Below are 26582 nucleotides of genomic sequence, written 5' to 3' on the forward strand. Positions count from 1 at the left end.
CTTTTTTTGCTGAGGTCGTTTGTCAAAATTGATGGGAGCAAACAGAGAGGTGATGAACTTCACAAAAGTGATTGAAAACCAGCGCCTGCTTTAATTTCCCATAAGAAACATTGGTCTATGAAATTTGTTGCCATTTCCAACAACTAGGCTCCACAATACGACTTGAACCAAACAAGACTTGAACGCCAGTATTTCATATGACCCAAATTCAAAGCACAGACCACCTGGCAGCAATAATCCGAAGTCAGATTGACTCGATGCGCAAAACCAGTCGCCCGACACCAACCTCGGCAGGAAATTCAAAAAAAGAAATTTCGGGTAAGAAAAATGCCTCACTTAAACATAAAGATTTAGGTCAGACGATTGTTACAAGGGTATCGAGTATCCCAAGAGAAGACGCTCAAAGAAGGCACAAAGCTTTCAAGGTTTTTCTTGAGTCTGTGCTTCTGGATGAATTCGGTGAAGGCCTCGTAGCAGACCCTCGTTTTTTCCGAATGGTAGATGATATTCAGAGCCAGATGCAAGCGGACCCCGAATTAGCAGTACTTATCGATCAGGCAGTTGATTTGCTGCTGGCATCAACAAACAAGTAGATTAATGTTGCATACGCCGTCAACGTAGGCCAATTCGATCATTTTTTCAGCAAGCCAAATCACATTGACGCTGCCGTAAAAGCAATTGCCTTAAGTTAACTAAAGCTGACTTATGAATTTGCGAAATACGGCCTTTACTGACACCAAATAATCCTGCAATTTCTTCAAACGGCAATCCTTGCAGATAATGATACCGAATCACCTTGGCTTCCTGTTTGGGCAACAAGTTCACAATCTCCTGTATTTGATCCTGCAACTGTTTTAACTCCAATCCCTGATAGAACGGCATTTCAATCACATGGTCACGTTCATCTACCACCATTCCACTGTCTTCCAGCAACCATGAAAGTGCCATTCCCAAACCAACTTGTGCCAACCTGCGAAAAATTTTATCGCTACCGCTCCCAATATCGTCGGAATCTTTATCCTTAGCGTTATCTTTGTTTGCTTCCAGCCTTTGCGCCTTGAGGCGCTGCCCAACTGAAATCTGTTGCTGTCTTTCAGAAAAATCTTCAATTCCGGTTAATATGGCACCACGAATTCGCGCTCCGGCGAAACTGTTAAACTGAATTCCCAAATCAGGATCGTATCGACCAATTGCCTCTAACATACCAAGCAATGCGAATTGAAAATAGTCCTCAAATTCAATTTCACTATTGAATCTTTTGGAAAAAATAGTCGCTGCTACGGTTCGAGCATAAGGCAAGTATATTTCGACGATCCCCTCGCGGGCAGCCAGATCGTGATCATTCCTCCATTTTTTCCAAAGCATGCTTTCGACCTCATTGCTCTGAGGCCGGAATAATTGCTCGGATTGGTCGATATCATCTCCCATACTGATGAGTTGTCAGTGAAACGAGCCAACTAATGCTTTCAATACCAAACTCCAGCCGTCAATTAAAACGAACATCAGAATTTTTACCGGCAAAGCAATCGAAATCGGCGGCATCATCATCATCCCCAATGCCATTAAAATACTGGACACAATTAAGTCAATTAATAAAAATGGAAGGAAAATAACGAAGCCAATTTGAAATGCAGATCGTAGTTCTGAAAGCATAAATGCAGGGATCAATTGCAAACTTCCGACCTCCTCCACACTTTCAGGTAATTTTGCTTTTGAAAGTTCGATCATCAATGCCAAATCCTTTTCCCTGGTCTGCTTTATCATAAACTCTCGAATAGGGGTACTTGCCTTACTAAAAGCAATCTCAGCATTGATTTTCCCTGACATAAAGGGTTGAAATGCATCCTCATTTAAAGTTTGCAATGTTGAAGACATGGTAAAAAGAGTCAAAAATATAGCCAGACCTATCAGTGCAGAATTTGGCGGAGTTTCCTGCATACCGATAGCATGTCTAAGCATGGAAAGTACAATAATAATCCGCAGAAAAGCCGTCATTGACACTAGAATGGCAGGAATTACAGCCAAGATCGTTAATCCAAGTATGACCCTCAATGCTTGGCTCGTTTCGTTGGACGAAATAATATCCGGCTTTAATTTGCTGACTAAACTACCGTCATCCTGAGCCACGACTTTAGGTCGTAAAGCAGCATGTTGTGGCAAGGACTTTTCAGGTGCTTGCGGTACGTCTTCCTGCTCAAGGTGGAGCTTTTCTTCGTTACCAATACCACGATTAGATGCACTCGGCTGTGTTGATGGCCCTGGAGTCAGGCCCACGCCTTGATCAGCTATTTCTGCATGTGCCGATACCGAAAGAAAGAAGAGAAAAATAGCTTTCAATAAATATCTGGTCAGTGCCCAGTGTTCTGAGGGATGCGTTTTCACACTAAGCCTGTTCATTTTTTTGTTGCCTGTCAAATTCAGCACTGTCACAAATTACTGGGCTTACTTCTTTCCTGTCCAGTAAAGTCACCTTGCTGTCAGTACAGGCCAGCAAAAGCTCCTCTCCTCGCCAACTCACAACATGCAGGCTGGTTTTCGCTGTCAACATCAATTGCTTTTTCAATCTCAAATCAACGCTTTCACTCCGCTGTTCGAAATTCAATCGTCGCCCCCAAAGCACAATCGAACCACTTTTCAATTTAATGAGCAAATATGATGCGCCTATTGTCAAGGCAAAACACGTTATGACCCACACCACGGAAAAGTCATCTGACTTACCCTTGGCCGCATCTCTGATAACGGGTATGTTTGCAGATAACTGAGTGGGTGAAGAAGTCAGTGCTTGTTGCGCATTAGGAAGTGATTCTGCTGTTTTGACTTCTGGCTGGCTTGCAGCAACGCTCTCAACAAAAATAAGACAGCACATCATAAGCAAACATGCACTCTTTTGTATAAGTTTGGAGATACCAAACAACATGTCTAGCTTAAGCACAGAATTAAGACTTCAAAGAAATTGGAAGCTCAGCTATCTGAATGGCGAATTGCCCATCCAATGCCACAAGCTTTCCTCGTGCAATTACATGACCTTCAAGCAACAAATCTATCGTTTGATCAAGATCCGTATCAAGAGCAAGAACCTGGTGCTCTTTGAGATTCATCAGCTCCCCAACTGTTACCTCAACACCTCCTACATACACTTGCAGCTTTGCTTTCACTGCATGCAGTGGATTCATATTACTTAAGACAGGCAAGGATTTTTCACTTGCAGTTTCGCGCACGTCTAGCTCTGGTAATGTAATCATTTGAATTTCCACCGCACTATGCGTAGTTGATCTTACGTCGGTATTCGTATTGTCGGTTTCTGAACGTTGATGCATAAACGATTTAATTTCTTCAAGAATTTTTAGATGGATATCCGATGGCAACCACTTCAATTGCTTTCTTTTGTGATTTTGTCCCTAGAAAGGCAAGGCATAGCTCATCATCATTGGCAAATTTGACGTGCAGCGGCTCGTCCAACCCATGAGCCAAGGGTATAACGTCACCAAGCTGCATTTGCTGTAAATTTCCGATTTCAAGCTCACAACCACTCAATTCAACTTTAACATGCACTTTTTTATGCGCGATCGCCTCGGGAATAGAGTACAACCTGCCAGCAAATAAAGATTTACCAGTTTTTTTGGTATCACTTACATGCTGAGAGTCAATACCCAGTAAATCTTCAACTAACGCCTGGTTCAATACTAATGTGAACTTCACACCGTACAAATTAAATTCCAACTGCACGGCACCAGACCAGGGCTTAAAAAGGCTTGCCTCAGGATAGATCTCAGACATTTCAGAGATATCTAATACTGGGAATAAATCAGTCAATTTCGACCAATACTCTTCCCAGGCAGAGAGAGCCAAGTTTTTTCCAATCTTGCCTTTCAGCTTTGATGAACTACTATGCGTGTCATTCACGCAAAACATTTTCTCCTGCAGGCTTTCTAAATGTCGTGGCGGAATTTTGATCCAGAAAATACGTCCTTTGCTTGCGCAAACCTTTCTCCATGCACCAGATTTATCGGAAGAGGTATCTGCATTTTGTGCAAGATACGCTGATACATTACTTTTCTCTTGTTCCTGAATCAACCATTTCTCACTCCACGCAGAATTGATTGCAATAAACTTTGTAGCAATCAAATCCAATTCTGTAGCCGCCCACCAACGCAGCTTTTGCGCTTTACTGGCATCAAACAAAATTACTCGCTTTCCACCCTCTTCAATCACGCTCATTTGCCCTTCATGGAGAATAATTCCTGTAACATTTCATTCGCGGTAGTAATAATCTGGGATGATGCCTGATAGCCACGCTGCATGATGACAAGATCGCTAAATTCCTGCGACAGATCTACATTTGAAATTTCTACCATCCCTGACTTTACAGCACCAAAACCATTTTCACTTGCAACACCGGCATGCCAGGCAGATGCATCTGTCGCATCGAACTCATTACTACCTACGGCTTCAACAGCATCCAACGTATCAAAGCGTCCAAGAGCGAGTTTGCTTCCCTTACTAGTTTGACCGTTCGAATACGCCAATACCAGCACGCCGGCAGCATCAAAACTTGCACCGGTCAATGTACCTGCCGCAAAACCGTCTTGTGAGCTAAACGCAAGCGTCGACAGGTTAGATGACCCAAACGACGTTACATCAGTACTGAAATCGAGTACCAACGGAATACTGCTGAGTCCAGCGGGCGTAAAGTTGATGGCTACCTTTGAATTTGCGGCTTGTGGTTTACCATCTTGAAAAATAATTTGACCGGTTCCTACTGCCACACCATTTTCAGAAACATCGACCTTCCAGCTTCCTACAGTCGTGGCATTTGTATTGGTCATTTTCACGGTAAGACTGTGTTCACCACCAGCACTATCGATTACCTTAACTCCTGTAACTGTCTGATCTGTGGCAGTACTGGAGAGATTGCCAATAAACTTCAGTACATTACTTTGTTTTCCAGTACTTGTATGAACACCATTTACGCTGATTTCGCTCAGAATATTGTTCGCGTCAAGCCCCATTACTTTACTGCCGTCGAGTCGATTCACCAGTACACCGCTTGAATTAAATTCAAATTGCCCAGCCCGCGTGTAATGAATTTTTCCGTCAGCATCTTTCAACGTAAAAAGCCCTTGGCCATCAATTGCCAGATCAAGGGTATTTCCTGTCTGACGCAATTCACCTTGCCTGAAATTCAGCGTTGTTCCTCCGGTTACCAAGCCATGTCCAAGCTGCCCAAAGGTGCCTCTGGAAGTGCCGCTTTGATCTCCATTCGAATAAAACATATCGCCAAATTGCAAGCTTGAACTTTTAAATCCCGGCGTATTCATATTTGCAGTATTGTTTGCAATAACCTTGAGACCGCGTGAGTAACCTTGCAAACCACTCATACCAATATATATTGAATCGAGCATAGATGACCTTTTAAAATTTAAATAAAATTTGCTTCAAATTTGGCTTCAAACCTAATGTACAGCTACAATTTGATCCAGGCCTATATTGGAAACCTTGCTTCCCAGCGTAGTATTTACTGTTAACAATGGCGCGTCACCGCTCAAAGAAATAGCGACAACCTGACCAGAAAAAGTGCCCGACTCAGTAGCAATATCAACAGTGCGGCCTATCAAACCAACAGACTGCAAAGAGGCTTGATTTGTAATCAGGTGCTCTATATTTGTATTCAATTGCTGTGTTTGTTGCAGAGTCGTGAATTGGGCCATCTGCGCCATGAACTGTTGATTGTCCATAGGTTTCATCGGATCTTGATAATTCAGTTGGGTCAAAAGAATTTTTAAGAAATCCTGTATCCCTAAACTGTTGGCCTGCAAATTAGTGGTGGCTGATGTACTGCCGACTGAACTGATGGTCATCGCATCTCCTGGGTAACAATATATGAATTTAATAAATTTTGTATGCCCGCCATATATGGAGACACGGTATTTGAATGATCCTGCCGGAAAAACTGGCTTTTAGCATTCATTTTCTTTTCGTCAATCGCGGTATTCGAGTGTACATTTCTCGTTAATTGTTGTCCATTCCATATTAGCGAGACCAATTGAACATTGTGCTGATCAAACCAATTTTGAATCTGTCGGGTTAGTTTAGTAACGTCAATATCTAGATGAGCGTCAATACCTAGCCATAAACTCAGATTTTCTCCATCCCATTCAGCATGAAAACGAATGGGCTCATGCTCACTCACTGGATATTCTTTTTTCTCAACACTTTCTATTTCATGTAGTTCAGCATCAACTGATTCAACTTTCGAATAAGTCAGGACCGAATTCAACGTCCGCTCAATTTTCGACTGTGATAAAGCAGGGAACTCCGTAGTGTCATTTCTGGATATCGACGCATTCGATGTTTGAAATGAAGTCAGTCCAGTTTCTGATACCAACCACGATTGCAGGCTTACTTTGACCGCATCCAAAATTTGGAATCGCAACTGATCGACTTTGCCATTCGGGGCGCCGGCAAGTTTGATGTTTTCTTCAGGTGCCGGCATTACATTTTTTGCAGAAACCACATTTAAGTTCGAATCAGCGTTCAGATAGAACCCATTCAAACCAGAATGATCTACATTTCCTTCGCTTGCGCTACTTATTACAGGCTGCCGATTTACATCAAAGGCAGAATGCAATTCTGTTTGTACATTTTTTGCGGCAACATCTCGTACCGCTTCGAAATCAACACTTTTCTGAGGGGCATCGCTTAATTCAAGCTTATGAGCAGCAGTCATGGCAGTAGCATCTTTTTGTATATCCGTCTCCTTCAGGTGAGAACGGCCGCTTTGCAACTTGCTCATACTCTCCATGTCCGGTGCAATACCGGACATAGTTCGCTCAGAATCTGGAGGCGCGAATTTATCATCGTACTGGCTTCGTTCTATAAGTCCATGCCGCAACCAATTACCCGCTTGTAACTGCTCCATTGTCTTCAACCAGGTCAATCGTTTTGACAGATCCGTGTTCATGGATTTATCCTGATGAACATCATCCTTCAGAGCGGCATATCCTGAATTAAAATTCAAAAACGAAATGTTACTCATGTTAGCGTGCCCTTCATTTTGTCCCTCCAAATGCTCCGCGCACTCCAATCTCTATCAATTTCTGCTGTTTGTTGACGCAACTGCTCGGCGGCATATTCATCTAAACATTCATTTCGATGTGAATCCATCAGTTGAATTTTTTGCTGGAGCAAAACACACTCACCTCTGAGAGTGGCAACTTTATGCGACAATTGATTCAAATGCTTTTGTCCCGCCATGATATCCGTCTCAAGCATGACCAAGAACCCCAAAGCGGATTGATGAGTCAGCATATTAAAATTTGTCTGCCACGAGGTACGTGCCAAGTCAGACTGCTCCCTCTTTCGCAACTGCTTTAACTCAATGTCAACCCTGCACTGCTCCAGCTCACGCAGTGCATCCGCTAACTGGACCTCAATTAAATCCAGCTCCCATTGCGTCTTGTTTTGCACAGGTTCCAGTTGATAAAAAAAACCGCGTAAATCAACAGACGCACTCATACACGACCTTTGGTACCTGATAGCGTCAGAATTTCGGCAAGCTTTTGAATAGCCAATTCACGCTGAAAACCACCTTCATCCTGTCTTAACCACTTTAGCAACTTCCCTTCAATCAGCAATGCCTCATCTAATTCGGCATTGCTACCTTTTTGATACGCGCCGATATCGATCATCTGTCTGTTGCGTTCCAGGATAGCCAATCGTTTTACCATTTCAATGGCCAAGGTTTTTTGTCCGCTACTGACAATGTCTGGCATGACACGACTAACACTCTTCAGAATGTCAATAGCAGGGTATTGACCTTTGTGCGCCAATTGCCTCGACAAGACTATATGACCGTCCAGGATAGAGCGCAGGCTGTCGGAAATTGGTTCGTTTAAATCATCACCCTCGACCAGCACGGTCATTAAGGCTGTAATAGCCCCCCCACTATCAGCAGTGCCACATCGCTCACATAACTCCGGAAGCTCAGCAAAGACAGAGGGCGTATATCCACGTGCAGTCGGTGGTTCGCCTGCAGACAAGCCCACCTCTCTCCTAGCCATGGCAAACCGAGTGACAGAATCCATTGTCAATAATACTTGCTTTCCCTGGTCCCTGAAATATTCAGCGATCGCCAAAGCCGCATAGGCGGCACGCATGCGTGCCAGTGCCGGCTGGTCTGAAGTCGCAACAACAACGACTGAGCGCTTCATACCTTCATCACCAAGCTGCTTATCAATAAATTCGCGAACTTCTCTACCTCGCTCACCAATCAAGGCGATAACGTTGATATCCGCCTTGACATGTCGCGCCACCATACCAAGCAAAGTACTTTTACCAACACCACTGCCAGCAAAAATACCTACCCTTTGTCCCATTCCTAAGGTTAACAGCGTATCGATACTTCTTATCCCAGTCTCTAGTACCGTTTCAATTCGCGGACGTCTCATCGGATTCACTGGCGCAGCTTTTAGTGGTCTTTTTATATGCGCTTGAATCGCCGGCAACCGGTCCAGTGCAGTACCAAAACCATCAATTACGCGCCCCAACAAGTTCTCGCCAACACTAATTTCGGCATAAGCACCTTCGGCAACGACCTCACAACCTGCTGCAAGCCCTTGTACTGAACCATAGGGCATCAAGGTCAAATAGCCTGAACCAATTCCGACTACTTCCGCAATAATGATGTTCGTACTATTTTCACTCCCTTGATTTTCATTCCTTTTAGGTATGATCGAGCACAATTCCCCCACTGTTGCATTTAAACCTGTTACTTCTATTGACAGTCCACTGAACTGACGAACCCGCCCTATCCGTTTTATAAAAACGGATTTCTTTAAGTTGATATGGTATTCGCTTAAATGATCAGTTCTCATACCGCAACAGTAAGCGCACTTTTTTTGTCGAGTAACTGATTTGCTGCTGGATATTCTTTTTGTTCAATTACAGCTTGTTTTTTCCGGCTTTCTCTGGTGCTCAACAAATTTTTCTTTAAGAGCTCAATCTGAAAATCCAGTCTGGCATCAAGACTTTGTTCGCTTGAACGAATGATGATGCCCCCCACTTTTACATTTACATCAGAAACCCAACGAATCTGCATACCGATCTCATCTGACGATATGGCTTTCTTCGATACAACCTGATAATCATCAGGGTGCAGATGCACACTAAATTCTGTATCGGTCAAATGTTGTTTGACTAGTGTAGCCACCAATAAACGCAAGATTGGCTCTGAAGTGATGTTGTCTCCAATCACACTGCAAATGGCAGAAAAACAAAGTGCAACCATGTCATCCTCCATATCCATGAAAGAGGAACTCAGCTGACCCGGCAGCGCTTTCATTAAATTTTCAAGCTGCAAAACATCAGTTATCAATCGCGACTTTAATTCATTCGCTTCGCTTTGTGCAGTCACTTGTCCTTCTTTTTGACCAATGGCAAATCCTTGTTGCTGCCCCAACTTGAATGCTTCTTGAAATATTTGCTCTCTTTTTTTGTCCAGTTCTGCTTGTTGACTATGCGCTTGCTCGTGCAGAGCCAAAGCATATCCCTCACTTTTCCCCGCGAGATGTCCCTCTTCGAACCGATCAATTACTGATGGCTTAAGCTGTGAAACAGGTAAATTAAAACTGGTATTAACATGCATTCCATCGGATGAATGAAAATCGTTTTCAAGCTTAATTTTTACGGAGCCCTTCTTCTCCCCCGCACGTCCGGGTCTCTGCAAAGTATGAACGTGGTTATGCACCAAAACATCCCGTAATATTTGTGTGTTCTTCTTGTTATTTGGCTGCCCTTTCATGATTTTTTCTCCTCATGAATTCGGGTTAAATAGTTTTTTCCGATTACTAATTCTAAGACTATCTAACCATAAAACGAATGGATTTTTATCACCAGTAACTGTCATTACCGGTTCGGCAGCCGGCCTGCTGGCAATTTTCGCAATAATTTCTTTACAGAGCTCACATTGAATCATATTTAGACGATCACCCAAGGACAAGCAATGTGCTTCGCCGATGATCTCTCTGGAAGCTTTGATCTGACGCCGCACACTTACATCAAAATAATTTAACAATTCCTCAGTCCACGGCCAAGAATAGATAGACAAGAAATATGCAATCAAATCCGGTTCTTCTTTGGCCAATACATTGAATAATGTATGAGCATTTTCCAACTCAAGAAAACGAATCTGTTTGTCAAAATCCTGATTCAGCAGATTATCTCCTCTGCCTTGGGAAACCGGTAATTTACGCTCGGGTTCCTCTAATGCAGCTAAAATTTCTGCATCTTTCGGAACGCCTAACTCGGATAATTCATCCAATAACCCTGTCAAAACAACATGATCCAGTCTATCAAGTTGCCCCAATATCCACTTTTTATCAGAGGCAGTCATAGCATGAAGTAACAAAGCAGCCCGCCTAGTGCTTTCTGTAATTGGTTTCCCTTGCATATTTTTTTCAATCACGATCTTGTGCTTCCCGCGACTGGTTCAATTCTGGAATCAACAGGCTTTAGCTTATCCGCACTTCCCATCCACTCCTGGATTTGCTTTAATGCCTGCTCACGCTGCTTTGCATTCAAAGTGATGGCAGATGACTTTTTTTTCGACAGGACAATTAACCCTATCAATACAATAATTGCCATAACAAGCATACAGAATATGGTGGCTATAATCTTGGAGCTATCAGGCTCAAGATGTCTCTGTACATCTTCATTTGCTTGCGTATCCAGCTTTGTTGACAAATCTACTGATTTGGCATTCAGTACATCCTTTTCTGGCCCTGCATATGCGCTCAGGCTTTGCACAACGACCGTATCTCCTCTTTCAGGGACAACACCAACCGCAGCTGCGACCAGAGTTTTGACTTTTTCGATTTCAGCTTCATCCAAAGGCTTACGAACCACTGCAACCACGTTCAGTCTTTGTATAGACCCAGGTTGACCAACCACCTGTTCGACTTTACGACCAACCTGATACTCCGTATCTCTTTGGGAACTGCCTCCTTTAGCATTATTTTGCGATGGCAGTGCATCTGCCTGAGGTGCCGAATCCTTTATAGTTTCCTTTTCTCGAATAATGACGCCAGTTACAGGTTGACCTGCAATTGCGGGAGCAGACAATACATTTTCAGTCGTGACCCGAACTTGATCCATATTCAACACGACATCGACACTAGCCATAGACTGACCCACACCAAAGCTGTGCTCAAGTACCTCATTGGCTTTATGGGAAAGCAGATTCTCAGTTTCTTTCTTCAAATCCAAATTACCAGTAGCTGCTTCAATATCACCAGGATTTGCACCACTTCTGGTCAAAGCAACACCTTGATAATCCACTAAAGTTACGTCTTGGGCTTGAATACCAGGAACTGCTGCAGCAACTAATTTTTGAATTCCCGTTATTTGCTCTTGCCTGAGTTTTTTGCCTGGTTTTAAATTAATTGTGATAGCAGCTTTAGCCCTATTGTTATTGCGTTTGAAAAGACTTTCTTCAGGCAAAGCAAGATGTACTCGAACATCCTTGACTTCATCCAAGGCAGAAATCGTTCTGGTGATTTCACCTTGCAGTGCGCGCTGAAAATTAATCTTTTGAGCGAACTCTGTCATCCCGAAATCACTCGTATTGAACAATTCAAAACCTACTGCGCCATTTAAAGGTATATCCTTTCCCATCAACTTTAGCCGTGTTGTGTGAACGACTTCTTTGTCAACCAGTATTGCATTTCCACTTTCACTGATTTTGTACGGGATTTTCAATCGATCCAATTCCGCAACCATCGCGGCACTGTCCTGTGGTTTTAAGTCCGCAAACAAGACTTGGTAGTCCGTTCGCAACAACCAGACCGTGCACCAGACAGTGACAATCAAAATCACCAACAGTCCACCGATGAAACCGATACGCGCAGAGTTGCCAAGCGTATTCCAAAAATTTTTAATCACAACCCACCTCAGCAACTATAAGCAAAAAAAGCAAAGAGTAAATTTACCCCCTGTAACAAAGCCTCTTGATTGACAGAAAAAACAGCTACCTATATTTGCATTTTCATGATGTCCTGATAAGACTCCAATAGCCTATTTCTCACTTGCAACAATAATTGAAATGAGAGTCGACTCTCTTCCATGCGTATCATCACCTGATGCAAATTTTGAACATCGCCTGTTGCAAGCGCCTGCAAATCCATTTGCGATGTCTGTAACTGCTCATTGACTTGCTGTAAACCTTGACTCACCATATTGCTAAAGCTGGGTGTTGGTGTGACTGTACCAGTAGAAAGAATTCCTGAAGAATCAGGAGCAATGGGCGCTGTGATTGGCACAATACTTGATATCTCCATTACTAATTCCCCCCACCAATTTCCAAAGCTTTTAAAGCCATGTTTCTTGCTGTGTTCATAGCCGCTACGTTTGCCTCGTACGCGCGCATTGCACTCATTAATGTCATCATTTCTGTCGCCGAATCTACTGCTGGATAAGAGACAAAACCTTTCGCATCCGCATATGGATGGCCAGGCTCCAGTACCAGTCTGGCGGGTTTATCGATAGACTCAATCGAGAAATTTCTGCCTGCATTACCTAGTGCGAATACACCCGCGTTATCCATTAGCTCACTGAAATCCGTGTTCGGAAGCGCGCTTCTGGCAACTACACGCATAGGTTGATAGCCCTTACCATCGGCTTCCCTTACTGTATTCGCATTTGCCAGGTTCATGGCTGATACATCTACTCGAGCACGCTCATAAGACATGCCGACTGCGCTAATTCCAAATGATTGTCGATAATCCATTTTATTTCCTCAGCTTATTTTTTTCCATCACTGACCGCGCTGGAAAGGATTGCATAATGTCGGTTAAGTGCTTTAATCAAGGTCTGGTAATGAACGGTGTTATGAGCCATAGCTGCCACTTCGGCATCCAATTCAACTTTTGCAGGCTGACCTTGTGAATCAAACACCTGCTCCAGTTCAAGCTTGCCACCAGAAATTTTTTGCCCTTCCAAATTTCCCGATGTCGTAGAAATTTGTTCCATTTGTTCCATGTAGCTCGCAAAATTAAGCTTCAAGGGTATGTAGCCTTGCGTATTCACATTCGCAATATTGTTCGCAATCGCCTGATGTCTAAGCGAAGCTGCATCAAGCGCTAACCCAACCACGGCGGATGTCAAAGATTCGAGATTTTGAGTCATGAAATATATCGGCTCTTCAAAAGTTAAAATTATTGAATAATTAATTCAGCATGCAATGCACCAGCCGCCTTCACAGCCCTAAGGATAGAGATAATATCTCGCGTATTCGTCTTTATCCTCACTAGCGAACGTACTAAATCAGACACGGTATTACCTTCAGCGATAAATCCTGGGTCATTTCTTTCCTCAACATCCAATTTCGAATTACTCACTATAGCTGTTCGAATCGCACTGTTGGTTTGGCCAATGACAAAAGGCTGAGACACAGTATTTTGGCTTGCTACAGATATTTTGATGTCCCCATGAGAGATTGACACTCTAGAAATCTGCACATCACCTCCTGCAACTACTACACCCGTGCGTTCGTTGATAACCACTTTTGCACGTCTGTCAGGTTCCACTAAAATATTTTCAATTTCTGAAATAAAATCAACCAATTGCTCTTTTTTTTCATCTGACACCTGAATCTGAATACCAGACGCATCACTGGCAATGGCAATGGCACCAAATTTAGAATTAATGGCTTTTGCTACACGACTGGCAGTGGTGTAATCTGGATCTGTCAATAAAAAAGTCAGCCTTTGGTCTTTGCTTAACATTTGAGAACTGACCTCAACCTCAACGATTGCCCCATTTGGAATTGCGCCAACGGTAGGGTGATTTTTCTGTACCACATTGCCATTCGCATCGTAGCGATATCCACCAACTGACAGACTCCCTTGTGCCAATGCATAAACCCGCCCATTGGGTGCTTTCAAAGGCGTAGTCAACAAGTTGCCGCCAACCAGACTACGCGCGTCTCCTGCAGAGGTAATAGTCACATCTATCGTCTCACCCTCACGTGCAAAACTAGGTAACATGGCACTAACCAAAACAACTGCCACATTGCGGCTTTGAACCTGTTCAACCGGAATACTCAAATTAAATTGAGAATAAACATTAGCCAATACTTGCTTGGTAGTTCGATTGGAAGAAGAATCTCCTGTTCCCGCTAAACCGGTCACAATTCCGTAGCCTACCAAAGCATTTTCACGCCATCCCTGCAGTTTCCCGATATCTTTGACACGAACATCTTTGATGTCTTGTCCAACAGGTGCTTTATCCCGGCCAAGTGCATACGCATCAAAAGAAAAAATCGTCAAGGAAGAAATTACTCCTGACAATAGAAGAAGAAATTTTATTGTTTGCATTAGAAACCCAATCCATCCAGTAAACGCCGCCACCAGCTTCGCCTCTGTCTGTCAGTAATATCTCCTTCACCCATATAAACAATTTTTGCGTCAGATAGGCGAGTGGAAATAACGACATTCTGATCTGAAATATCTTGTGGACGAACTCTTCCCTCCAAACTCACTTTTTGGACTTCATCATTGACCATCAATGCTTGCTCGCCAGAAACTCCCAAATCGCCATTGGTGTAGACCTCACGAACTGCAACACTTAAAGTCGCCAACAGTTTACTAGTTCGTTGCGTTCGCCCTCCACCATCAAACTCACCGCCTATATTTACACCAAGTTGTTTTAATGAAGTTCCATTCTTTGTCAAGTCAGCATTGATGCTATCTTTGCGACGACTACCGGTATCGGCACTGGTCGAGGCAGTTGAATTTTCGAAGACTTGAACTGTCAATACATCACCAACTTTGTAAGCCTTATTGTCAGAAGTTAACGCACGGTAATTAGACTCTTTATACAGACTGTCAGCTTGTGCAAACTGAGAAAAACCATTAATCAAAAAAAACAAAAAGGCTTTGAAATATCTTATTTTATTAAACTTTATATCTTGATTCATTAACGCAACTCCACTTTTCCAGGACCAATAATTCTCACTTGAATTTGATTTTCTGTACCGGAGGGACGTACCTTGATCAGTTGCCCCATAAATCCGTCCTCCATAATCTCCACCCTGCTTTCAATACTAACGAGTCCTTCATGTGCAATCAAAAGTCCGAAATCTCCCCGGATTGCATCTGGCACTGCTTCTATATTTTCACTACTCAATGCTGCGCCTTTAGTTAACTTCGATTTTGCACGTATAGGCTTGCTCGCAAATTTAACTTGCGCTATGTCAAGACCTGAATCGGAAAACAGATCTACAGTCTTAACGTCTACATCTTTTTCGACAATGGGTTCACCTTTTACAATTGATCGATTGCTTACCCATATTTTTTTTGTTCCGTTCAACTCAAATCTCACAGGGACATTTTTTATGAAATGGTCGGCTATCCAAAGCTCTAAGAGCACAGTCAATTTTTTTTGCACGGCTAATCGCTCGGACAGTCTCGAAATTTTCATTCTTAATGTGCCCGCAGGTAATCGCTCTGCTTTAACGTCTGCAACCTCTGCAATTTCCAAGTGTTCATTTTGGATTGCCATCCAATTTAACAACACTGTTCTTGCGAAAGCTACGATGTCACTTCCTTCAACAACCTGTGCTTCCAAAGAAATATCAACAATTTGTGACCCCGACCAAACTATAACTCTGTCAGCGTCTCCCGCATGAGTCCTAACCCATCGTTCTAGCACATTCCTGGATAAGCTCATATTCATCGTTGAATATGGAATACTACCCACAGATAAAAAAGATAATGCGGCGAAATCTCTTTGCTCAGTTGCATCTACATTTACTATATCTGCCAAACTTATATTCCTGGATTTTAATAGTACAGAGGAGCGCAATTCCATATGCAAAGGCCTTGCCCACCCCAGAGAATTAATTCCCCATCCCAAAAAAAGAATAAAAATTTTTACCAAAAAAATACAATTAAAAATCGACTTTTTTGACATGCCACGTCGCTCTTTATTTGCGAAGATTATTTACAAGGCCAAGCATCTCATCAGATGCCTGGACAATTTTCACATTAGCTTCATATGCGCGCTGAGCGATCATAAGACTGATCATTTCCTCCAGCATTTTGACATTTGATGCTTCAACATAACCCTGCATCACGGTACCGATTCCATTTTCACCGATAACACCGGCAACGGCTTCGCCGGAGTATTCACTAGATTTGTACAAATTGTCACCCAGCGCATTTAATTGCCCCGGACTAGCAAAATGCACGAGTTCCAATTGCCCCACATCACTGAAAGCACTTTGTGTAGCACCACGTACCTGCACCTTGCCATCAGCTGAAATACTTAAAGTTTGTGTGCCCTCCGGTATGGTGATACCAGGTTTTATCACCTGTCCACCTTGCAGTGCCAATTGCCCGTCTTTGTTTATTTTCAATGTGCCGCCACGACTGTAAGCAATCGAATTATCGGGCATTACGACTTCCAAAAAACCATCGCCTTGAATCGCAATGTCAAATGCTGATTCTGTTTTTTTCAATTCTCCAGAGTCAAATAGCTTGCTCATACTGGCTATAGAAACACCCGCACCAAATTTACCTCCTTGCATTAACGCTCCCAATGCCTCACCAGTGTTAACTTGGGACGACAATCTGGCATCCGGCACCATCATGTCTGAAAACGTAACGCGCGATTTCTTAAAACCATTTGTGTTCGCATTCGCCAAATTATTGGCGATAGTGTCAACGTTGGTCTGCTGTGCTTGCATACCTGTAGCGCCAATATAAAGTGCATCAAACATTCGTTTTCCTTGCTTCCCAAAGGGGAAAAATTTTCATGAACCTTTATGACCTCTGTTAGTTCAAATAACCATGAACTAGCTGACTTCACCTAATTTTCTAACCGCTGTACCTATCATCTCGTCGTAGCCTTGCGCAATTCTCTGCATGGATTCAAAATGGCGCATCGTTTGCATTACTTGCACCATTTCTTGCATGGAATTGACATTGGAATTTTCCAATTGCCCTTGTTGAATCTGCGATTTTTTACTTTCAACGCCGAAGCTTCCTTCTGAGGCTACCAGCATTCCATCACCAATTTTTATCAAATCGGCGGCTCGCTCAAATTCCATTAATTTGAATTGTCCATTTGAAGTTCCAGAAATTTTCCCGCTGTCCAAAGCATCAGTTTCCTCGGAAAATTTTCCAGATAAATCCACGTTAGGTTTGGAAGTTCGGATCAGAATTTCACCACTTTTACCCATGACTGGAAACCCTTGCCCATTGACCAATCTACCTTGTGGGTCGACTCTGAAATTTCCCAACCGTGTGTATGCAGGTCCCTGTGGCGTTGCAATTTCAAAATAACCATTACCACTAATTGCAAAATCAAAACTTTGTCCAGTGACTTTAAATGTTCCTTGATGGTTATCAGTACTCACCTCTAATGGACTAACTTGAGCATCATGATTTAAGTCACTTTGAATCATTTCGCCGAACGTGTGCTCTATCACCACCTCTCTCTTATAAGCAGTTGTCAGGGCATTAGCCATATTGAGGCTGATACGCTCCATACGCGCCGCATCGTTCTGCATACCTTGCAATGCGACTCCAAGTATTCCATTCATTGCAGTTTCACTTTCTCTGTCAGTTGCTGGTTTAATTAAGCCTACCGATTAGTTCAGTTTTATAATTGCACTACACCAAAAGATTTTAGTTCTATGTTTTGTGGAATTTCTGACATTGACAGAACACGCAAATGAGGTACTACGCGTTCACTTAAAGCGCGAATATGCCGACGCAATTCCGGCGAACACAATAATACTGGCAACATATTGTTTTTCATCATATGGTCTGCTTGCTGTACCAGTTTTCTCATAAATTGCTCGGCCAATTTTGGCTCAAGCACGAAGGATCTATTCGATTGAATACCGTCTTGTCGCACAGATTGCAAATTCTGTAAAAACTGGCTTTCTATTGAAGGTTCTAGCGTCATTACGTGCAATACACTGGCCTCACCAATTAACCCCTGACATATTGCATTTCCCAGTCTTTGCCTTACCATCTCGGTCAAATAATTCACATCCTTGCTATTTCGCCCGGCATCGGCCAATGTCTCCAGAATTGCTTCAATATGACGAATAGAAACTTTTTCCCGTAAGAGATTTTGCAGAACGCGCTGTACATCACTCCCAGATAATACGACCGGGATCAATTCATCGACTAGGCTGGATTGATTTTCCCGAACACGGCTTAATAACCTGTCTGTTTCAATCCTAGTCAGTAATGCCGGAGACTCTCGCCTCAACACTTCTGTTAAATGTGTCAAAAATACCGTTTGCCCATCTACCAGGGTGTACTTGTTGGCAGTAGCTGTTTCACGTTGACTTTCTTCAATCCAAAGCGCAGGAAGTCCATATGTTGGATCTTTGGTGATTTCCCCTGGTATGGTTTTTACGTCCCCGGTTGGATGTATGGCCAGGTATTGATTGATCCTTGCCTCGCCTTTTGCAACAATGACGCCATCGACACATATTTCATAGCGATCTGCCAGCAACTTTTTACCATCTTTAAATCTTACCTTGGGTAATACCAAGCCTAACTCCATCGCATGCTGCTTTCGAAATACTGCGATGCGGTCCATAAACAGGCTACCTGATTGATTGATTAAGGGTATCCAGTTTCCCCCAACGTAGACTTCAATTGGCTCAACCTGTAATAATTTGTAGGGATCCTCATTTTCTGAAGTGCCCTTTGAATCGGATAAAAAAGCCTCTTCATTGCCTTGTTCTTTGGCACTAAGATCAAGCTCATCCACTTTTCTACGATAAGAAAAATAGGTGATGCAAAAAAACATTAATAGCAAACCTATTGTAGGAACAGAAGGTATCCCAGGCAGAATTAAAAGTCCAAACAAGGCAAAACACACTAAAAGCAGCGTTTTAGGAAACGATAAAATTTGTTGAAAAACCTCTTCGCTAAGATTTCCGTCAGAAGCTGATCGCGTCACAATGATCCCTGTCCCCAAAGCGATTACCAACGCGGGCACTTGCGTGACGATACCATCCCCAATTGTGAGCAAGGTGTAAGTACGCAAGGCTTGAGACCACGGAATACCGTGCTGCAAAATACCAATGAGCAGCCCGCCTACAATATTAATAAGTAGTATGACGATACCCGCAATGGCATCACCTTTTACAAATTTACTGGCACCGTCCATTGCGCCATAAAAACCAGCTTCCTTCTCCAAATTTTTTCTTTTCTTCTGCGCCTCTTCCTGATTGATGAATCCCATATTCAAGTCAGCATCAATACTCATTTGCTGACCTGGCATACTATCCAGAGTGAATCTAGCTGCAACCTCAGATACCCTTTGCGCGCCACTTGTAATCACCACATATTGGACAACAATGAGAATTAAAAACACGATCAAACCAATTACATAATTGCCGCCAACTACATATGCGCCGATTGCAGCAATAACCTTACCGGCATCACCATTAGATAAAATTAGTCGCGTTGCTGCAACATTAAGAGATAAACGAAATAAAGTTGCAATCAATAACAAAGAAGGGAAAGTGGAAAATTCCACTGGCCGCGCCATATAAAATGTCAGCAACAAGATTAAGAAAGCAAAACTAAAATTTGAAAGTATAAGGAAATCCAGGACACCGCTTGGAACAGGCGCAAACAGTACAACGAGTACCGCCATAACAAAGACAACAAGCGCAAGATCACTATGTTTCCCGAAAAATGTCGTGATAGCGCTCAAACCACTCTCCCTTGCGATGCATTTTCCTTACTTTTTCTTAAGGAAAAAACCCAAATCATTATCCGTGCCACATCGGCATAAAGATGCGTCGGAACATTTCTTTCGAAATCAACTTCACCGAAAAGTTTACGGGCTAAAATTTTGTTCTGCACGATAGGTATGTTGTTACGTATTGCAATTTTTTTCATAGATTCTGCCAAAGCTCCCGCCCCTTTTGCAATCAAAAGCGGGGATTCCATTTGCCCATGTTCATACTTGAGCGCAACAGCAATATGTGTAGGATTGGTTATTAAGACGTCTGCATTTTTTGTCTTACTTACCGCCATGCTACGCTTTCGCATCTCGCGTCTTAACTCTCTTAACCTACCTCGAATTCTTGGATCACCATCCCTGCTTTTCGCCTCGTCTTTCACATCTCGCTTACTCATTCGCATTTTTTTTGCGAATTCCCTACGCACATAAGCAAGATCGATAAAAGATAATATTCCTAACACTAAAGCTATTTTGAAACCTAATGAAACAATGTCAAATTGCACGATTTTTATCGACTCTAGCGGGAAAAATATTTTCACCCGGAACAATTTTGGTATCACTTCTTTCAAGCTGAAATAAGATATCAAAGACAGCAAGACCAGTTTGACAATTACCCTGAAAAGATGGAAAAGAGACCTGATTGAAAAAAGTTTTTTAAACCCACTTACAGGATTCAATCTATCAAAATCTGGTTTTAGTGGTTCAACTGAAAGGACCACCCCAATTTGGGCAAAATTACTAATAAAGGCAGCCAAAAGTAACGCAAAAAAAAATGGTAAAAGCAAAGCCATTCCATAAAACAACATGGATTCCAATGCCCACCAAAAATTATTTGCTTTTGCTTCGCCATTTCCAATTTGATTCAACAGCGTCAAATCAAATTTGAAAAGTTCTTTAATACCGTCTATGCCTCGCCAATAAAAAAACAATACCGCTACAAAAAAAACGGTTGCTGAAACTATCTCAGTACTTTTGGCGACCTGTCCTTTCTCTTTTGCTTTCTGCAACTTGAACGGCGTCGCCTTCTCGGAACGATCAAAGTCTTGTTCTGCCATCAGCCAGCCCTAAATCCGGTCAGCAATGCTGAAGTCACTTCAACAGAAGAGAACATGTCGCCCCAGGTTTTGAATATCAGCTCTTGGATATGAATGATCAAACCACTCATTGCCAGCAAACCAAATGATAACGCTGACAATCCCGTGATAATTTTGACTGGCACTCCCATGACAAACATATTCATTTGTGGAAGATTCCTGGCAACGACCCCGAGTACCAACTCAATAAGCAATACCGTAAATACGACTGGAGCAGCCAAAGCGAACCCAAGACTAAAGAGTCCACTTACTTGCTTTAAAACCGGAACAGCAAGCTTCTCAATAGACCAAGCATGCCCCAATGGGAAATAATCGAGACTAAGTGCAAGCGCTCTTAGCAAAACATGATGCCCATTCAACAAAAAGAAATAAATTACGGCTAATTGATTGAAGGCAGAGGTCAGTATGGGTAACTGTGTTCGAGTAAGCGGATCAAATATGCGTGCCATTCCAAATCCAATCTGGATATCCAATATTTGCCCAGCAATTGAAATTGTTGCAAAAGAAATGAATATACCCAAAGCAAAAGTTGCGCCAAGAGCCATCTCCCTAACTGCGGCTAAAACAATAAAATCAAATCCCTCTCCCATAGCAGGCTGTGATACCTCTTTACCTTGATCAATGCCCAAAGACATTACTACACTTATAGTTAAGATAAGTGTTACACGGAATATTGATGGCAGAGTATGCGAATAGAGAATTGGCGAGAGAACAAAAACTGCCGCCAAGCGAATTGACAAAAAGAATATGTTCAACGCATTGATACTGGCAATCCAATCAAAAATATAATTAGAATACATTGCCATAACTACATCATCTGAGGGATATTAGTCCACAACTTGATTGCAAACTGAGTTAATGTTCTCAACATCCAAGGGCCCGCAAAAACAATCACTGCCATAGCAGCCAAAAGCTTTGGCACAAACGTCAACGACATTTCCTGTATTTGGGTAACGACTTGAAATATGCTAACAAGCAAACCAACCAACATAGTTAGACATAAAACTGGCAAACAAATCAAAAGCCCGGTCCAAAATAACTCCGTCATTAATGTTAAAGCGTAATCAGGGCGCATAAATTGCCATAAAATTAATTATCACCAAATACTTCAGGAAAGTTAAAGCATTTTTTGATAATACCAGTATCGATAAAGAAACGACATTTTACATTGTCTAACAAAAATGTTTCTTGAATTATTTGTACATGTTGTTGATCTCAAATATCTATTTCTATTATCAATAAACCATGGTTTATTCACAAAAAACATGTCCCTTCCTAAAGGTTTAAAATTCAACTACCGAGAGAAACTGAAGCCACAAAACAAAAGAGCGCGCTATACGAAGGAATTCAAGATTGAAGCGGCAGGTTGGCGCTAAGTGGGCAAAACATTGCCGCAGTCGCTCACAGCCGAGATCAAACGTTACACAATTGGGGCAAAGCGGACGGGCAACGCAAACTTGCAGTAGCGTCAGCCAAACCCGTCAGTGCCGAGCAAATGGAAATTAGCAGGCTACGTGCCGGACTGGCGCGGGTCAAGATGGAGCGAGATAACCTAAAAAAGCTACGGTGGGCTCAACCAGACAGCGTTACAGGCATATGGCATGCAGTCGCCCATGAGCCGTCGTGGTAATTGTTGGGATAACTCCCCAACAGAGCGTCTGTGGAGTTCACTCAAGATAGCAGGTATTCATGTCCGGCGGTTTGAAACACGTCCTGCTGCCATGGACGAGATTATGGCTTGGTTGACGTTCTATAATCACGATCGATTACATTCAACCTTGAATTACATAATCTGCCCGGTTAAGAAATACGCTTGTCCGGGAGTATGCTCACCCCCGGCCTGGTCGTAGCTGGTGATGCTGATCAGACTTTGGGTGCTGCCTGTGACGTTACCGGTGCTGTTGCCATACAGACCAACCGGGTCACTGATAGACGCAATCAGACGGTCCTGGTGGTCGCACTGGTAACGGATATGGTTGTCGCAAACCCGCCCATCACTTTGACGCAACGCGGCACCGAGATGCTTCTGGAGTAGCTGTGCTACTTGGGCGAAATCCAGGTTTGATGTTTCGCTCGATCCACATGGGTGACTGGTGCGATTCACGCAACCACACATTGACGCAAAAGGCATGCCGGCATTTTCCAACGAACGTGTGATGGTGTTGTAAATCTTATCGCGGTGTGTTGCGAGTATGTTGTTCGGCTACTTGACTACCAGGGGCTAATGGGTGACCCCGGTTTCTAAAAATTATTGCTTACTCTGATTAAAATATAGTCATTTCAGCATTCAGCTGAAACAAAATCTCCGCTGTTTTTTGCACAAAATGCAGAACTGGCGGAGAGATTTGGTTTAACTGGACGCTGAGCAGGGCAATAGCATTCGATATGATGGTAATTTGGTTGTCGTTATGATTTTAGTGAGGCTGGCGATGCAAATTCGTGTGACCGGAATGTGGTAATCCCGACTCAATCTTGCAAAAATCGTGTGATGGGAATTTGGTCAGGTGTACGGTGGGAGCGGCGTGCGTTACAATAAGTCTCACATAACTTAACCTTAACAACAATCATTATGGTGAACGAAGATATTCTTGCTTTTTACATGGGCTACGCATTTAGCCATGCGATCCATACTCAGCATCTGCTTGAACACAATGCATTGATGGTTCCTTTTGTTGTCTATTGGCAGCATATGCAATCAGATTCAGTGCCTTATTCAGCAACCACCCAAGTGGAAGCACTTGAAAAAGCACACAGTGCAAGAGCACAAAGAGAGGCGGAAGTTACGGGATGGTCATCTGGACGAGAAGGTACAATCCAGCAAAACGATGGAAGCAAGCTGGATGTTGTCCTTATTGAAGGCTGGGTTCCTGGTCTCACCCCCCCGTTGGAAATGTTTGTTTATTGCAGGAAAACCCCTTTCCGACTTATTCAAGGATTATTCTGGAAACCTCACCACAACGCTCGAAAAAATACTCAGGCCTTCATGGCAAAATTCAAGGATGGAATCCTTGGTCATCCGTTCGGAAAACAGTGCCTGCAATATGTCGAACGGGCCGAACCAGTCAATTTCGTGTCCCAATAAAACATCTCATACAACATTGCTTTTTTTATGAAATTGGGTTTCCAATTCCGGCATAATTTCGAGCAGACTATCAATTTCCTTCATATTCTTAGGGTAGACTGTTGAATAACTATCGTCTCGATATTTGCCAGCGAAATCAAAATCTCCAGTCAAAGCCCGTACAATACAAACCATCATTCCTTTTTTTCTTTCAAATTCGTCATAAGGAATCATGTCACTGCGAGTGACATACTTCGGTGGGAAATTCCGTAAAAAACTTTCTTCAGAATCAAGATGATAAAGTTTTTCTATAAGAGAAATACCATCTGCCATCATTGCTCGCAAAATTGGTAGGGACTCAGTGACATCTATCATTTTTTCTCTCGCTTCTTCAGATGGTTGGGCCACATTTATCTGAAGATTTTTATCACCCATTATCCAACATAGCCTGCGCAAGCCCTCTGGCATATGCGTCAGCATTTGAGGAACGGTTTGAAATCGCACAATAGAGGTTGGTTGGTCGTACCCACTGAGTTTCTTGAATAAGGCCATTGACTTCTTGTGATAGATATGAACTGATGGCTGCAACGGGGTATTGTTCAGCGCAAAACTAAATCCCGGATTGATTCCTAATGTTAAATACTTTAAAGATTTATTTTTGAATTGACCCGACGACAAAAATTCCCAACCGGGATATTCCGATGCAACATCACTGCAAATCTTGTATACCTTGTTTTTTAAAGTGCTCACTTTTACTCACCTACGAATAATGATAACTGGTGTTGCGGGCAATGCCCCCGCCATACCGGCGTCAACTGCGTTTCCTCCCACCCCCGCTGCCCCACCAGATTGCACAAGCGGATATACGGTTGCTTGATTGGTTGACAATGTCGCCCCGCCAGTTTTGACCTCAATGATAGCCTGCCCTTGACTATTTAATTGAAATGATGTGATGGGATTGCCACTCGCATCAAGCAACAAATTGCCAGCTAAATCTTCTGCAACAAAACCAGCTGGGATTTGAACCATTGCGCCGGGTGTTCCATTAAGACTAACATCACCGACAGCTCTGACAGTACCGTCTGTCAAACTTACTCTTTGATTTACCTCAAGTCCCTGATTGGTAAAATTTCTTGTTGCATCGGATTCGGCCTGCGCGCCAACTAACCGATTGTTAGCAAGCGTACCTGCCCCTGCACTATTTGTCGCAATAGTGTTTAAATTTACTTGCGCGCCAGTATTGGCTCCTTCAACCTCAACGGCCGCTGTTCTACCCGTAGCATTCGGAAGACCAGTAGCAATATTCTGTCCATTCGCGTTCACATAACTACCGCTCGTATAACTGTTCACATAACTACCGCCCGTATTCCTAACGGCATATGTGTTTTCCGCAGTTGATTCAACATATGTGATTCTTGAAGCAGCGAATTGCTCAGTTGTTTGAACAAAGCCTGCCCTACCAACGCCATACAATCCAGAGGAAAGTAAAGTCAGGCCAGCATTACCTAAAGCGCGCATCCCGTATAAGGCAGCGTAAAAATATTCATTATTGTTATAGCTAGCAACCGCATTATTATAATCAGTACGACCTATCGCGCCATTAAAAAAATCCGCAATACTAGCGCCAGCATTGTTAATAACTTGTCTGGCGTCCATGCCAGCTTGCGTTGAATAGGTTTGCCCAACTCTTGACATGACACCCAAGCTGGAATCAGTATGTATCAATCCGTCTACAAAATCTTCTACGCCGGATGTCATGGCACCGACCACAGATGTGGTAGTGCTATCACTTCTGGTTGTGGTATGTTCCCATGTTATGTATCCGTCTCTGCTGGCTACTTCGGTGATAGTCGTTGTTTCTGTATTTATCCCAGAACTTCCTCCCCCCGAACCGCCGCCTGAACCAGTAGCAGTGCCTGTACCAGGACCAGGGCCGCCGCCTTCATCAACCCCGTCATCCCCGCCACCGTCGCCCCCGACATTGACAACTCTGGAGACTGTCGTGTTACCCAACGAGAATGGCGGACGGCCCACGCTCTGCCAACCGCCAGCCATCATTGAGGAGTTAGCGAACATGAAGTCCTCCGTCATCCAGTCAGCATTACTGCCATCTGATTGGATAGGATCTCCTGTTTGATAACTGCCATCAGGTAGGATGAAGTTATACGGATATCTAGGATCCCATCCTTGCGCTTTTAATGCGTTAGTGACGATATCCCAATTTTGACCATCCCAGCCATTCTGAATGAGGTCGTTCAAATTGATCGTATATCCAGTTGGTTTATCGCCATAGGCAACCGTGTACGTACCATCGTCTGTGCGTCCAACAACACTGGCCACCAGATTCTGTGGATTAGCGCCTGCATTGATCAGATCTTGTTGACTGGAGGCACCTGTCGCCAACCCCGCATTCTGTGCGTACATTTGTCCATTGAACACTCCATAAGCCGACCCTGTATTGGTCATTCCCGTCCACGTCGGATTCACAATGGTCGTCGGATTATTCGCCAGCGATGTCGCCTGCGTTTTCTGTTGCGCCACCGTTGCCGTGCCTAAATTCAGATTGTTCTGATACGTGCCGGTTGTCGTTGTCGCCGTGCCCGTGGTAGAACTGGCAGTCGTTGTCCCCAGCTTGACCTGCTGCACAAACG

Annotated in this window: 30 protein-coding genes and 2 pseudogenes; 5 read left to right on the plus strand and 27 right to left on the minus strand. The window is 43.2% G+C overall.

Translation table 11 applies throughout. The annotated features are described in order from the left end of the window. Positions 1 to 197: 197 nt before the first annotated feature. On the plus strand, positions 198 to 593 hold the full coding sequence (locus ACO0LK_RS14600; protein ID WP_422976193.1) for a hypothetical protein: 396 nt from the start codon (positions 198 to 200) through the stop codon (positions 591 to 593). A 46-nt stretch (positions 594 to 639) separates the two neighbouring features. Here the strand turns inward: ACO0LK_RS14600 and ACO0LK_RS14605 are convergent, their stop codons facing one another. The 25 genes from ACO0LK_RS14605 to fliQ form a co-directional block, all read right to left on the minus strand. Further along, the gene (locus tag ACO0LK_RS14605) at positions 640 to 1428 is read right to left on the minus strand and encodes a sigma-70 family RNA polymerase sigma factor (RefSeq protein WP_422976194.1); all 789 of its coding nucleotides are present in this window, start codon (positions 1426 to 1428) and stop codon (positions 640 to 642) included. Positions 1429 to 1440: 12 nt separating this feature from the next. After that, the gene (gene fliP / locus ACO0LK_RS14610) at positions 1441 to 2382 is read right to left on the minus strand and encodes a flagellar type III secretion system pore protein FliP (RefSeq protein ID WP_422976195.1); all 942 of its coding nucleotides are present in this window, start codon (positions 2380 to 2382) and stop codon (positions 1441 to 1443) included. A gap of 1 nt (position 2383) precedes the next feature. Then, positions 2384 to 2917: a flagellar biosynthetic protein FliO gene (locus ACO0LK_RS14615; RefSeq protein ID WP_422976197.1), complete on the minus strand. Its 534-nt coding sequence runs from the start codon at positions 2915 to 2917 to the stop codon at positions 2384 to 2386. A gap of 19 nt (positions 2918 to 2936) precedes the next feature. Beyond that, positions 2937 to 3374: a FliM/FliN family flagellar motor switch protein gene (locus ACO0LK_RS14620; RefSeq protein WP_422976199.1), complete on the minus strand. Its 438-nt coding sequence runs from the start codon at positions 3372 to 3374 to the stop codon at positions 2937 to 2939. After that, positions 3334 to 4218: a FliM/FliN family flagellar motor switch protein gene (locus tag ACO0LK_RS14625; protein ID WP_422976201.1), complete on the minus strand. Its 885-nt coding sequence runs from the start codon at positions 4216 to 4218 to the stop codon at positions 3334 to 3336. Before ACO0LK_RS14625 ends, ACO0LK_RS14620 begins: the two co-directional genes overlap by 41 nt. Beyond that, positions 4215 to 5402 carry a flagellar hook protein FlgE gene (locus ACO0LK_RS14630; RefSeq protein WP_422976203.1) on the minus strand — a complete coding sequence of 396 codons (1188 nt, stop codon included), beginning with the start codon at positions 5400 to 5402 and terminating at the stop codon, positions 4215 to 4217. Before ACO0LK_RS14630 ends, ACO0LK_RS14625 begins: the two co-directional genes overlap by 4 nt. Positions 5403 to 5453: 51 nt before the next feature. Continuing rightward, positions 5454 to 5858, minus strand: a complete 405-nt coding sequence (locus tag ACO0LK_RS14635; protein ID WP_422976205.1) for a flagellar hook capping FlgD N-terminal domain-containing protein — start codon at positions 5856 to 5858, stop codon at positions 5454 to 5456. Then, positions 5855 to 7036 carry a hypothetical protein gene (locus ACO0LK_RS14640; protein WP_422976207.1) on the minus strand — a complete coding sequence of 394 codons (1182 nt, stop codon included), beginning with the start codon at positions 7034 to 7036 and terminating at the stop codon, positions 5855 to 5857. The genes ACO0LK_RS14635 and ACO0LK_RS14640 overlap by 4 nt, the downstream gene beginning before the upstream one ends. Beyond that, the gene (locus ACO0LK_RS14645; protein WP_422976209.1) at positions 7033 to 7515 is read right to left on the minus strand and encodes a hypothetical protein; all 483 of its coding nucleotides are present in this window, start codon (positions 7513 to 7515) and stop codon (positions 7033 to 7035) included. Before ACO0LK_RS14645 ends, ACO0LK_RS14640 begins: the two co-directional genes overlap by 4 nt. After that, positions 7512 to 8873 (minus strand): FliI/YscN family ATPase, encoded by a 1362-nt coding sequence (locus ACO0LK_RS14650; protein ID WP_422976211.1) that lies wholly within the window; start codon positions 8871 to 8873, stop codon positions 7512 to 7514. The genes ACO0LK_RS14645 and ACO0LK_RS14650 overlap by 4 nt, the downstream gene beginning before the upstream one ends. Further along, complete coding sequence (locus tag ACO0LK_RS14655; RefSeq protein WP_422976213.1) at positions 8870 to 9799, minus strand: FliH/SctL family protein; 930 nt, start codon at positions 9797 to 9799, stop codon at positions 8870 to 8872. The genes ACO0LK_RS14650 and ACO0LK_RS14655 overlap by 4 nt, the downstream gene beginning before the upstream one ends. A gap of 12 nt (positions 9800 to 9811) precedes the next feature. Next, on the minus strand, positions 9812 to 10462 hold the full coding sequence (locus tag ACO0LK_RS14660; protein WP_422976214.1) for a hypothetical protein: 651 nt from the start codon (positions 10460 to 10462) through the stop codon (positions 9812 to 9814). Further along, positions 10459 to 11937 carry a flagellar basal-body MS-ring/collar protein FliF gene (gene fliF / locus ACO0LK_RS14665; RefSeq protein ID WP_422976216.1) on the minus strand — a complete coding sequence of 493 codons (1479 nt, stop codon included), beginning with the start codon at positions 11935 to 11937 and terminating at the stop codon, positions 10459 to 10461. Before fliF ends, ACO0LK_RS14660 begins: the two co-directional genes overlap by 4 nt. 89 nt (positions 11938 to 12026) lie before the next feature. Continuing rightward, the gene (gene fliE, locus ACO0LK_RS14670; protein ID WP_422976218.1) at positions 12027 to 12332 is read right to left on the minus strand and encodes a flagellar hook-basal body complex protein FliE; all 306 of its coding nucleotides are present in this window, start codon (positions 12330 to 12332) and stop codon (positions 12027 to 12029) included. A gap of 2 nt (positions 12333 to 12334) precedes the next feature. Further along, entirely contained in the window at positions 12335 to 12781 is a 447-nt protein-coding gene (gene flgC, locus ACO0LK_RS14675; RefSeq protein WP_422976220.1) for a flagellar basal body rod protein FlgC, read from the minus strand. 14 nt (positions 12782 to 12795) lie between these two features. After that, positions 12796 to 13179 (minus strand): flagellar basal body rod protein FlgB, encoded by a 384-nt coding sequence (flgB, locus tag ACO0LK_RS14680; RefSeq protein ID WP_422976222.1) that lies wholly within the window; start codon positions 13177 to 13179, stop codon positions 12796 to 12798. A 29-nt stretch (positions 13180 to 13208) separates the two neighbouring features. After that, positions 13209 to 14369: a flagellar basal body P-ring protein FlgI gene (locus tag ACO0LK_RS14685; protein WP_422976224.1), complete on the minus strand. Its 1161-nt coding sequence runs from the start codon at positions 14367 to 14369 to the stop codon at positions 13209 to 13211. Continuing rightward, a complete protein-coding gene (locus ACO0LK_RS14690; protein ID WP_422976226.1) occupies positions 14369 to 14971 on the minus strand; it encodes a flagellar basal body L-ring protein FlgH in 603 nt (200 codons plus the stop codon). Before ACO0LK_RS14690 ends, ACO0LK_RS14685 begins: the two co-directional genes overlap by 1 nt. Continuing rightward, entirely contained in the window at positions 14971 to 15966 is a 996-nt protein-coding gene (gene flgA, locus ACO0LK_RS14695; RefSeq protein WP_422976228.1) for a flagellar basal body P-ring formation chaperone FlgA, read from the minus strand. The genes ACO0LK_RS14690 and flgA overlap by 1 nt, the downstream gene beginning before the upstream one ends. A 13-nt stretch (positions 15967 to 15979) precedes the next feature. After that, a complete protein-coding gene (gene flgG, locus ACO0LK_RS14700) occupies positions 15980 to 16774 on the minus strand; it encodes a flagellar basal-body rod protein FlgG (protein WP_422976230.1) in 795 nt (264 codons plus the stop codon). Between the two features lie 75 nt (positions 16775 to 16849). Continuing rightward, on the minus strand, positions 16850 to 17599 hold the full coding sequence (locus ACO0LK_RS14705; RefSeq protein ID WP_422976232.1) for a flagellar hook-basal body protein: 750 nt from the start codon (positions 17597 to 17599) through the stop codon (positions 16850 to 16852). Positions 17600 to 17658: 59 nt separating this feature from the next. Continuing rightward, entirely contained in the window at positions 17659 to 19683 is a 2025-nt protein-coding gene (locus ACO0LK_RS14710; protein WP_422976261.1) for a flagellar biosynthesis protein FlhA, read from the minus strand. Between the two features lie 56 nt (positions 19684 to 19739). After that, positions 19740 to 20831, minus strand: coding sequence for an EscU/YscU/HrcU family type III secretion system export apparatus switch protein (locus ACO0LK_RS14715; RefSeq protein ID WP_422976234.1), 1092 nt, complete (start codon positions 20829 to 20831; stop codon positions 19740 to 19742). Continuing rightward, positions 20831 to 21676 (minus strand): flagellar biosynthetic protein FliR, encoded by an 846-nt coding sequence (locus tag ACO0LK_RS14720; RefSeq protein ID WP_422976236.1) that lies wholly within the window; start codon positions 21674 to 21676, stop codon positions 20831 to 20833. The genes ACO0LK_RS14715 and ACO0LK_RS14720 overlap by 1 nt, the downstream gene beginning before the upstream one ends. A gap of 2 nt (positions 21677 to 21678) precedes the next feature. Beyond that, on the minus strand, positions 21679 to 21945 hold the full coding sequence (gene fliQ / locus ACO0LK_RS14725; RefSeq protein ID WP_422976238.1) for a flagellar biosynthesis protein FliQ: 267 nt from the start codon (positions 21943 to 21945) through the stop codon (positions 21679 to 21681). A gap of 190 nt (positions 21946 to 22135) precedes the next feature. Between fliQ and ACO0LK_RS14730 the strand changes: the two are divergent. The 4 genes and pseudogenes from ACO0LK_RS14730 to ACO0LK_RS14745 form a co-directional block, all read left to right on the plus strand. After that, positions 22136 to 22431 (plus strand): annotated as a pseudogene (locus ACO0LK_RS14730) (transposase); the annotation flags it as partial. 10 nt (positions 22432 to 22441) lie between these two features. Continuing rightward, positions 22442 to 22720, plus strand: a pseudogene (locus ACO0LK_RS14735) (integrase core domain-containing protein); the annotation flags it as partial. Continuing rightward, a complete protein-coding gene (locus ACO0LK_RS14740) occupies positions 22696 to 22905 on the plus strand; it encodes a hypothetical protein (RefSeq protein WP_422976240.1) in 210 nt (69 codons plus the stop codon). The pseudogene ACO0LK_RS14735 and the gene ACO0LK_RS14740, both read left to right, overlap by 25 nt. Positions 22906 to 23439: 534 nt before the next feature. Further along, entirely contained in the window at positions 23440 to 23952 is a 513-nt protein-coding gene (locus ACO0LK_RS14745; RefSeq protein ID WP_422976242.1) for a hypothetical protein, read from the plus strand. Between the two features lie 6 nt (positions 23953 to 23958). Here ACO0LK_RS14745 and ACO0LK_RS14750 read toward each other — a convergent pair whose 3' ends face one another. Together ACO0LK_RS14750 and ACO0LK_RS14755 are read right to left on the minus strand one after the other, a co-directional pair. Further along, on the minus strand, positions 23959 to 24681 hold the full coding sequence (locus ACO0LK_RS14750; protein WP_422976244.1) for a hypothetical protein: 723 nt from the start codon (positions 24679 to 24681) through the stop codon (positions 23959 to 23961). A 6-nt stretch (positions 24682 to 24687) separates the two neighbouring features. After that, the coding region (locus tag ACO0LK_RS14755; protein ID WP_422976246.1) for a hypothetical protein at positions 24688 to 26582 on the minus strand (1895 nt) is incomplete at its 5' end.

It is taken from the genome of Undibacterium sp. Ji49W (assembly GCF_049340205.1).
Taxonomy (GTDB): Bacteria; Pseudomonadota; Gammaproteobacteria; order Burkholderiales; family Burkholderiaceae_D; genus Undibacterium.